Genomic DNA, 9543 nt, shown 5'->3' with positions numbered 1-9543 from the left:
AACACCGTTTGAGTGGGGTGGCAAGCGAGCGGCACGACGACAACGAGCGCGATCTAAACGACCTAAGCATCGATTAGGAGGGTCTGGGGCTGTAACCCAGTCCTTGGTGGCCTGAAATGCTCCACCTGAAATGGCAATACTCACGCCAGATGACCCACTAGGCAGTGAATTTTTGAGAGGCCATACTCCGCGCGGCCTCTCAAAAATTCACTGCCCCAACCAGCACGCGCCCCATCCTATGCAGCATCAATAGTTCCGCTGCGGATTAACCAGCCTTCAAACCCATCACTTGCCGATAATGAGACTCCATACTGGCCCGGTAAGCGGATGGGCCCGTTTCCCACTGACTCTGTTGCCAAAGCTCCTGACGCAGTTGAGCCATATCAACCGTCGTAACCTGACCGTCTTCTACTACGGGTTTGCCCTGTACCCACACCCGCTCCACCGCTTGAGTCGGACGCCCCAACACCAGGAGGCCAATCGGGTCAGTGCGGGGAAGCAGCGAGAGGCGAGTCAAATCATAGAGCACCAAATCTGCCTTTTTCCCCACTTCCAGCGTTCCTAGCTGGTCAGCCAACCCCAGACCTATCGCCCCTCCCAGGGATGCCATTTGAATAGCCTCGCGAGGGCTGATCCAGTGCCGATAGTCGAACTCGGTAATAGTGTGCAGCGTTGAGCCGATTTTGATGACCTCTAGCATATCCTGAGCATCGTTGCTGGCTGAGCCATCGCAGCCGAAGCTAACATTGGCTCCCGCCTGCCGCAGCTTTAACACAGGAGCAATTCCACTACCCAGGCGCAGGTTACTGAGGGGGTTATGAACCGCAGTGGACTGAGTTGCGGCCATTAACGCGATGTCGTCATCGGTGAGCCAGACGCAGTGAGCCAGAGATGTACGCGGCCCCAGGAAGCCGAGGTGTTTCAAGTGCTCTACAGCTGAGTACCCATACTTCTCCTGGGCTAGCATTTGTTGGGCTTTGGTTTCAAGCAGGTGAGTATGACGGCAGAGTTGGTGGCGATCGCTCAATTCCACACAGTTCTCGATCAACGCATCCGAACAGAGTTGCAAGCCCGTTGGCGCGACCATGATATGAATCCCTTCTTCAGGCCGGTGGAACTGCTCAACGAGCTGCTCCATTAAGGCCACAATTGATTCTGTCGTTCGGTGATAGGGAGCGATAGTACGAGGAATTCCGCCAGACGGGACACTGGCCGGCAGATCGGAGTCTTGAATCAGCGGCCCTACAAAGGCTCGCATACCCACTTCACGGTAGGCCCGCACAGCTGCTGCCACCGATTCCACTTCTTGCCCCGGCGGAATCGCAAGGTGATCGACGACTGTTGTGCCTCCCGATAGGAGGGTTTCCACCGCTGTGCCTAAGGCACTCAGGTAAATATGTTCTGGGGTTATTCCGGCACAGGCGTCATAAAGTTCTGCTAACCACAATTCCAGCGGTAGGGGAGCGATTAGCCCCCGTTGCCACATCTCCGAAGAATGGGTATGGGCATTGATAAAGCCAGGTAACAGAAGCTTTTGGGAACCGTCTACCAGGGTTCCAAGCGGGGGGAGGTGGGGAGCGATCGCAACAATTGAGTCCCCCTCAATCTGCACATCGACTGTTTGATACCCATCGCTATCCGGAACCAGCACCTGCTGAATTGTCGTACTCACAGAATAATTCCTACCGGTTTGTAAAGCTTCTGTAACGTTGGATTGTACTCCTGTGGACTGTCCTCCATACTCAACTCGACTATGAATTGACTGTGGATCGTTTTAGGAGACGTTTGTGCTGCAATACATTACCCTTCCGGATAGCGTACTGCCTACGGTTGCGCCCTACTGTCATGCTGTCAGGGCTGGTGACCTGCTATTCGTAACCGGACAACTGGCAGAAGATCCTGCTACAGGTCAGGTCGTCCGGGGGCCCATTGATGAGCAAACAACTCGTGTGATGGAGAATCTCAAGTTGGTGTTAGAACACAGTGGCAGCAGCTTCAACCAAATTGTAATGGCGCGGATTTTTGTCACCGACTTCCGTTTTTTTGACACGGTTAATGCCATCTATCGCTCCTATTTCGACCCAGGGCGTCTGCCCGGTCGCACGACGGTTGGGGTCACAGCTCTGGCTGGATTTGGGGATGTGGAAATTGACTTGATCGCCTACTGCGGTGATGAATCGGGTGTGAGTAACCCATAAATCGATCCGCTTCCTGGCTTTGTGATAAAGCCGGGAAGCGATCCACTTGCCGGATCACCCGTGCTTTTGCATACGGAATTCAAGCCCGCTTTGACTTAATAGTACCCGTGTTGCTGTGTTGTATGACTACTGATATGAATGCTCCCTTACGGACGCTGGGCGTGCCTCCTACAGCCTGGTATGTCGATGCCAAAACTGCTGATTTAACACGACCCGGTTTGGAGCCGCACATTGTCACCCTGGCGACCGATACCAAAACGTTACGGCTTGACCTGGCCAAAGCGGCTGTGGTCGTCATTGACATGCAAAACGATTTTTGCCATCCCGATGGTTGGTTATCGCACATCGGAGTCGATGTCAGCCCTGCTCGCAACCCCATCGGGCCATTGCAGGCATTGTTGCCAGTGATGCGATCGCTCCAGGTTCCCATCATCTGGGTCAACTGGGGAAACCGCCCCGACCTGATGAACCTCAGCGCGGCCACTCGTCACGTTTATAACCCCACCGGGGATGGGGTCGGCTTGGGAGACCCGCTACCGAAAAACCAGGCTCCGGTTTTACAAAAAGACAGCTGGGCCGCGGCTGTAGTTGATGAGTTAGAGCAGAAACCTGAAGATGTTCGGGTCGATAAATACCGGATGAGCGGTTTCTGGGATACTCCGCTCGACAGCATTCTCAAAACTTTAGGCCGCACCACTTTATTCTTTACTGGGGTAAATGTCGACCAGTGTGTGATGGCCACTCTGCAGGATGCTAATTTTCTAGGCTACGATTGCATTCTTATCTCCGATTGCACGGCTACGACCTCCCCAAGCTTTTGCTGGGACGCCACCATCTACAACGTGAATCAGTGCTTCGGATTCGTCACACGCTCTTCCCTGATTTTTGATGCGGTGAAAGGCTAGATTCCCTTCATCCCTCTGCTCGGTCTACAGATTCGGTACCACCTACTACTTCACCGGGAGGACTCCTATCATGAGCGCGACCGAAAGCCTACACCAGGAAAGCTGTGTTATCCCAATTATTAAAACGCCGCAAGACTATCAGGCATTCCGCATCAGCCCCCAAGATACGAATCGGTTGGCGATCGTCTTTGATCCCACCTCTGCGAATATGTCACTCACCTACTGTGTCGAAATTTTCGACGTGGGTGGCAAAACACCCCCCAACCGCCATCAATGGGCAGTAGAAATGTTCTTTGTGCTCAAGGGCGAAGGCGTTGCTCGCTGCGATGGCCGCGTCGTCAACATCCGGGCGGGAGACAGCATCCTGGTCCCCCCTACTGGAATTCACGAGATCGAGAACACAGGCTCTGATCGGCTCTACGCACTGTGCATCATGGTGCCCAACGAAGATTTTGCCGAACTGATCCGTAGCGGCATTCCCGTTGAATTGGATGAGGGGGATCTGGCTGTGTTGCGGCGAGTGGATAGTTTGGGGTAATAGAGCAAGGAGGAATTAGAAGGCAATTTTTGCCTTCTAATTCCTCCTTGCTGTCTTCGTTGCTCTGCCCTATGCCCAAACAAACCCTCTCGATGGAGACGCGCGATCGCACTCGTCTCGATGCCGATGTGTATTACCCCGATGTGCCGGGGGAGTACCCGGTGTTGTTGATGCGACAGCCCTATGGGCGGGCGATCGCCTCCACTGTCGTCTACGCCCATCCCTCCTGGTACGCAGCTCAGGGCTATATTGTGGTGATTCAAGATGTGCGGGGGCGGGGAAGCTCAGCAGGCGAGTTTCGGCTGTTTGCCGATGAGGTTGCAGATGGGTACGATGCGGTGCAATGGGCAGCCCACTTACCAGGCAGCACAGGCGAAGTTGGCATGTATGGGTTTTCCTACCAGGGTATGACCCAACTGTATGCGGCTGCGTCTAAGCCTCCCGCTCTGAAAACCATTTGTCCGGCTATGGTGGCTTATGACCTGTATGCCGATTGGGCTTATGAAGGAGGTGCGTTTTGCTATCAACTCAACCTGGGCTGGGCCATTCAGCTAGCTGCTGAAACGGCTCGTCGGGCTGGAGATGCCGACACTTACAAAACTCTCTATGCAGCCGCCCGCAATCCTGACTTGCGTGATCCCGTGTGCCCACGCTCCGAGTTGCTGGAGCGCTTAGAGCCGCATTCTTTTTACCACGACTGGTTACATAACCCAGACCCCCAGGCCGAGTATTGGAAAACCCTATCCCCCACATACATCCTGAAGGATGTAGATTTGCCGATGCTGCACATCGGTGGCTGGTTCGATACCTATTTGAGGGGAACGATGAGGCTATATCGGGCGATCGACTCCCGCAGTCAGTATCCTCAACACCTCTGGGTGGGGCCATGGGCGCATTTACCTTGGGGCCGTCGAGCCGGAGTTATGGATTATGGCCCCGAAGCCAGTTCCCCGATTGATGAGCTGCAAATTCGCTGGTTCGATCATTTCCTGAAGGGGAAAAATACTGGGATTGGAAATGCAAATCCCGTTTGTTTCTTTGATTTGGGAAGTTATCAGTGGCGTAATTTTTCAGCTTATCCCGAGGGAAGCATTCAGGAATTTTGGTTGGGGAGCGATGGGTTAGCAGCCATGGGCGATCGCCACGGCATATTGATTCCCACCAACACAGCCCAGGAGATACCTGCGGCGATCGATACTCTGGTGCATGATCCCTGGCGACCAGTTCCCGTGTTGGGAGGTCATGCTACAGTACCGGCGGGAGTGGGCGATCGGGCCTCCTTAGACACTCGTACGGATGTGCTCACTTACACCACTCCATGCCTCGAAGCTCCGCTGACTCTGGCTGGCGATCTGTCTGTTGAACTGATGTGCGCCACTGATGCCTCGAGTTTCGACCTGTGCGCGGTACTCTCTGAGGTCAAGCCCGACGGCCGAGTTTTGGCCTTTTCCCAGGGATACATCCGAATAGAAACTGCTACCCCTCACGCCATCATCCCTATCCAGATTTCTCTGCAATCAACTTGCATGAGCCTTCCAGTCGGTAGTGCTCTGCGCCTGAGCGTGAGTGCGGCCTGCTCCCCTGCCTATGCGGTTAACCCAGGAACGGGCACCCCGCCTGCGGACAGTTCCCTGATGCAAGCTCAGGTTATTACCATTCAACTGCACACAGGGCAGGGAGCAGTCTCGAAGGTGAATTTAAGCTCGTAAATAGCCCGACAGGATCAGGGCTTACGCATTTGTGCTGTGGGTGGGGTGCTTCGCACCCCACCCACAGCACAAATGCGCTACGGATAGCGGGCTTGCGTAAGTCCTGAGGATATTAGAGTATTGCACAAACACTTTTACAGTAAAAAATTCAACGTACTTTAGGAGATTTCCAGATAAGAACTTCCCCATTATTTGGAAAAAAGGCGCGGCTTCGCCGCGCCTTTTTTCCAAATAATGGGGATATTGTTTCTCAGAAATCTCCTTAGCTGGAATAGTTTGGTTGAGAAGAGAGAAGCAGCATCAATTCATCCAGCAAGGGTACTTGCCCCTTAACAATCCGACGGCGGGCCTCATCCAGGTCGAACCAGGCAGCCCGATCCACCTCAGGAAAAGTTTGCAATTTTCCTGAATGAGGAGGATATTCAATAGTGAAGGTATTGCTGTGCAGTTGAGATGGATCCCAATTTCCTTCAAACGCCCAGGCTTTGACCCGTTTACCACTGGCCTGTTTTACTTCGGTTAATTCTAAAAACTGACCTGTAGCGACAAATCCGGTCTCCTCGCGAAATTCCCGTTGAGCCGCATCAAAGGGAGTCTCATCATCCAGGTACTCGCCTTTGGGAATGGACCAGGCAGCCAGTTCTTTTTTGACCCAAAAAGGACCACCGTGATGAACCAACAGAACCTGTATGTCTCCCTCGTACCAGCGGTACATCAGTAATCCTGCACTTTTTCTTACCATGTACTGCCTGATGTAGCGATCGCCCTTGACAAATCTGTCCTCTATTGAATCAGGTTTTATCCCGATTTGTCTCTACAGCTTGCTCTTCATCCTCATATACTCGCACCTTGCACCTCTCTTACACCAAAATCAGGTCATGTTCTGACATGTAGATGAGATGTGTGAAAGAGGCGCTTCATACCCCTTTCACACATCTCATCTACTATTTGACCTCCTATTGGGTGAACGAGCTGATTAGGCTCACATTCACTGGAACTGCGAGGAGAGCCTGAAACTAACTTAAGGCTCGCCTCAGTTATAGACGTGTGGGTGGTGGTTGTGAGAGGGGTGCTAAGCACTTCTCTCACAACCACCACCCACACACTTGAGACGAGACTTGAGTACGAGGGCTCGTCGGGTGCATCCCAGTTTTGTTAATGTGGCGGGCGAAGCCCGCCACATTAACAAAACTGGGTTTTCAATCTGCAAAAGTGGGATGTACCCGTCTCGTCTCCCAGTTTGTTGAACCGCTATAGGACGCTGACGTTTGTCTCAGTATCTTGTGCCTGATACATTTTGCGCCTGCGAGGGATAATTTGTTCAGGGTTCACTTCGACACACGCTTCGGACAGAGGCAGAACCCGTACGGTATTTTTGGCAAAAACGTTTACCTGGTAGACCTTCTGGTTGGTCATATCGAGAGCAGTGAGCCAGCCACTGCGGGGATGGTAAACCCCCGTATCAATGCCAAGCCAGCCATGTCCTTTCGCGATCGCCCCGGGTGGCACGTCGGGCAGCGTAAACGTAATCGTGTGCCCCGTAATAATCACTTTGTCTTTGAAATAAGGCTGTTTCATACTGTGAAATTCATCCCGAATCCAGCAGTATTCATGGGGGGTTTGCTTCTCAATCGGGATATCGGGATGTACACCGGCATGAGCCAGCCAAATGTCACCCAAATCCATATGAGTCGGCAAAGAACGCATCCACTCCAGGTGTTCTAATAGAAGCTGGTTGGCTTTGTCGTAGCTCATAACAGTGGTTTGGCCACCACTGTAGAGCCAGGCTTGCAGGGCAGAGTGGTCGATGGCGTCACCCGGAAAAGCTTCAATCAGCATTTGCTCGTGGTTACCCAGCAAGCAAGGAAACCCATTGCTGTAAACAAAGTTAACCACCGCCGCACTCTCTGGGCCGCGATCAATCAGATCGCCCAGGAAGTAGAGCTGGTCATCGGGAGAAAGGGCGATCGAATCTAGCAGGGCCATCAAGCCACTATGGTGCCCATGCACATCTCCGATAAAAATGCGACGACTTCCGATCACGACGATTCCTCGAACTCAGGTAACAGATTGCGATTCAAGAACATGCCGAACTCTTCGAAGTCTGTAAGGCGGTAATCCTAAGACACGCCGGCAGCCACAATGAAGAAGTAACGAAAGCCCTGATAGGCGGCGGCCAACGAAATCAAAAATAAGAGGCACGACCGGGTAGAGTGACAAGATCCGGCATAAGATTAACTGTTTTTATTATGCCCTTTGATCCCCTAGCGAAGATGCATAGTTTATATGAAAGGCTCCTCAAGAAACCGTAAAGTTTGACATGAGCTAGCATTTATTTTTTTGTAGAATTACCACAATATTGCCCCTATGTTAAGTCCCACCAGGGAAGCAAGAGATCGACGGGGATACCTCCTGCGTCCTGCGTTCCCAGTGGCACTTCAGCTGAGCAGTCAGAATAAACTCATCACCAGGCAGCCTGTACGCAAAGGAGAGAGGCGGGACGACGTCCCGCCTCTCTCCTTTGCGTACAGGCTACTTGAAGCAATCGGGTTATTCCGAGCCCAAAACCTATTGATTTAAAGCCCGTAAGAATCCTTTCAAATTGGAGAAAAATCCACGGCGCGGAGCTACTACAGCGGCCTCTGGAGGAGCCTGACCACTGGCCTTCAGGAAAATGGCCTCGATTTGCTCCCCATTAGGCCGTTGGGCTTGCTCTGCAACCAGTTTGTAATCACCATCCTGCTCCATCCAAACCTGCCAAAGGCCAGGGTAGCAGCGGTATACAGCACCTCCTTGAAGGGGGCGCAGATGATAGCAAGATTCTAGAGTGTTGAGGAAGCGATCGCGCAATTGCCGCCCCGCATAACCAATTCCTAAGGTAGCAACATCCTCTAATTTGGGGTTCAGAAACACGACAGGCCGCTCTCCTGCCTGATTGCAGAGTGCTTCCACCTGGTTAACCTCCACCGAGGATGGCTCAATAAACAAAAAGAGCTGCTCTTCCGGTTGAATCTCCGCCTTTAACTCGCCAATGCCCCGGATTGGGAAAGGCTTCTCACCCCAATCTCTCCGGGCCAGAGCCGCCGACCCTGGATCGCTGAAAAACACTCGAAACGCTGGCCCCAGGGATTCAAACTCCTGTACAAACTGCTCTGCCAGAAGCATAATCTTGAGTTCTGAAAACGCCAATTCTACCTGGAGCCGAGTCAAGCCATCATCCAGAGCCGCCTGGGTAGCTTTACGGGCCTGGGCGATCGCGTCATCGAGGGATTGAGGAAGGGTAGACATGGTGGGATCTCCGTAGGGAAAGGGAAGAGGGAAAAACAGCCAAGCATCATTTGAGCTCCTCATTAGATGGAACCGTTTCACGATTCCATCCAGTGAAATATGAAAGAAACAGGTGTGTTTCTTGAAAGGAGACAAAGCCTCCTCAACCGATGCTTGACCGGCCACTACGCTGTCGGATCGACATAATTCTGAATTGTTTCGGGCTTCAAGGGCTTCAGCAGGCGGTTCGCCCGGTTCGTGAAATTGGGTGCCCCTTTAACCACGAGAATATATTTGCCTTCATTCAGGCGCTTGCGGATAGGCAAAGACTCATTATCGTCATTGTTGCCAAACAATAAGCCCGTCCCGCCGCCGATAAAGAAACTACCCATGGCTCCGGCAACGGCCCCAAGCAATGCACCAATCAGGTGATTGCCGATCATACCGGCCCAGGGAAACAGGATGAATTGGGTAGACGCATTGAAAGCAAAGCCTCCAATAAATCCAAAGGGCACCAGCCAGAAGCTCATGAATTTTGCTTGTTTACGGGCAGTTTCTTGAGGATCTAAAAAGCCAAATTCATCCGCAGACTTGTAGCCGTTGCCCAAGATACTGACACCGTCCATGGGAAATTGGTCAGCTTCAAGGGCTGAATATGCCGCTTCGGCCTGCGTGCGGTCGGGCAACACAGCAATCAGATAGTTCATAGGGTCTCTTCGATTCCGGGGCAACCTGCCATTGGCGTTTTCCATTATCCGTGAAAGCGTCTCCCACCGACTTATGGCTTCGCCAGTTGAGTTTCGGTTCAGGTCGTTTTTGAGGACCACACTAGTAGGCTACGGCCTAAGTCCGTAACCTATTTTTCTGTGGGGGTGCTTCGCACCCCCACAGAAAAATAGGTTATATATTTACGCCTCAGCGTACTA

9 protein-coding genes are annotated in these 9543 nt (G+C 52.5%); 4 read left to right on the top strand and 5 right to left on the bottom strand.

All coding sequences use genetic code 11. The features are described 5' to 3' along the window. Positions 1–265: 265 nt before the first annotated feature. Entirely contained in the window at positions 266–1672 is a 1407-nt protein-coding gene (locus H6F91_RS11040; protein WP_190775065.1) for an amidohydrolase family protein, read from the bottom strand. A gap of 115 nt (positions 1673–1787) precedes the next feature. Here H6F91_RS11040 and H6F91_RS11035 point away from each other — a divergent pair, with 115 nt between their 5' ends. The 4 genes from H6F91_RS11035 (at position 1788) to H6F91_RS11020 (ending at position 5350) form a co-directional block, all read left to right on the top strand. Further along, entirely contained in the window at positions 1788–2198 is a 411-nt protein-coding gene (locus H6F91_RS11035) for a Rid family hydrolase (RefSeq protein WP_190775064.1), read from the top strand. Between the two features lie 134 nt (positions 2199–2332). Beyond that, positions 2333–3103: a cysteine hydrolase family protein gene (locus H6F91_RS11030; RefSeq protein ID WP_190775091.1), complete on the top strand. Its 771-nt coding sequence runs from the start codon at positions 2333–2335 to the stop codon at positions 3101–3103. Between the two features lie 70 nt (positions 3104–3173). After that, the gene (locus H6F91_RS11025; protein WP_190775063.1) at positions 3174–3641 is read left to right on the top strand and encodes a cupin domain-containing protein; all 468 of its coding nucleotides are present in this window, start codon (positions 3174–3176) and stop codon (positions 3639–3641) included. A 71-nt stretch (positions 3642–3712) separates the two neighbouring features. After that, positions 3713–5350, top strand: coding sequence for a CocE/NonD family hydrolase (locus tag H6F91_RS11020; RefSeq protein WP_206754924.1), 1638 nt, complete (start codon positions 3713–3715; stop codon positions 5348–5350). A 262-nt stretch (positions 5351–5612) separates the two neighbouring features. Here H6F91_RS11020 and H6F91_RS11015 read toward each other — a convergent pair whose 3' ends face one another. From H6F91_RS11015 to H6F91_RS11000, 4 genes are all read right to left on the bottom strand, one after another. After that, positions 5613–6092: an NUDIX domain-containing protein gene (locus H6F91_RS11015; protein ID WP_190769804.1), complete on the bottom strand. Its 480-nt coding sequence runs from the start codon at positions 6090–6092 to the stop codon at positions 5613–5615. A gap of 509 nt (positions 6093–6601) precedes the next feature. Next, positions 6602–7399 (bottom strand): metallophosphoesterase family protein, encoded by a 798-nt coding sequence (locus tag H6F91_RS11010; RefSeq protein ID WP_347280029.1) that lies wholly within the window; start codon positions 7397–7399, stop codon positions 6602–6604. A 519-nt stretch (positions 7400–7918) separates the two neighbouring features. Continuing rightward, complete coding sequence (locus tag H6F91_RS11005) at positions 7919–8638, bottom strand: DUF1995 family protein (protein ID WP_190769805.1); 720 nt, start codon at positions 8636–8638, stop codon at positions 7919–7921. Positions 8639–8802: 164 nt separating this feature from the next. Then, positions 8803–9324, bottom strand: coding sequence for a hypothetical protein (locus tag H6F91_RS11000; protein ID WP_190769806.1), 522 nt, complete (start codon positions 9322–9324; stop codon positions 8803–8805). Positions 9325–9543: the final 219 nt, after the last annotated feature.

Origin of the sequence: Leptolyngbya sp. FACHB-8 (genome assembly GCF_014695575.1) — a bacterium.
In the GTDB taxonomy this organism is placed as follows: domain Bacteria; phylum Cyanobacteriota; class Cyanobacteriia; order Elainellales; family Elainellaceae; genus Vacuolonema.
The sequence above is the reverse complement of the archived record's forward strand: the minus strand, read 5'-3'. Positions and strand labels throughout refer to the sequence as shown.

What these genes read in the sequence shown, in the direction of transcription:
- H6F91_RS11030 (WP_190775091.1), top strand. Translation starts at nt 2,333, where the DNA reads ATGAATGCTCCCTTACGGACGCTGGGCGTGCCTCCTACAGCCTGGTAT.
- H6F91_RS11025 (WP_190775063.1), top strand. Translation starts at nt 3,174, where the DNA reads ATGAGCGCGACCGAAAGCCTACACCAGGAAAGCTGTGTTATCCCAATT.
- H6F91_RS11020 (WP_206754924.1), top strand. Translation starts at nt 3,713, where the DNA reads ATGCCCAAACAAACCCTCTCGATGGAGACGCGCGATCGCACTCGTCTC.
- H6F91_RS11015 (WP_190769804.1), bottom strand. Translation starts at nt 6,092, where the DNA reads ATGGTAAGAAAAAGTGCAGGATTACTGATGTACCGCTGGTACGAGGGA.
- H6F91_RS11005 (WP_190769805.1), bottom strand. Translation starts at nt 8,638, where the DNA reads ATGTCTACCCTTCCTCAATCCCTCGATGACGCGATCGCCCAGGCCCGT.
- H6F91_RS11000 (WP_190769806.1), bottom strand. Translation starts at nt 9,324, where the DNA reads ATGAACTATCTGATTGCTGTGTTGCCCGACCGCACGCAGGCCGAAGCG.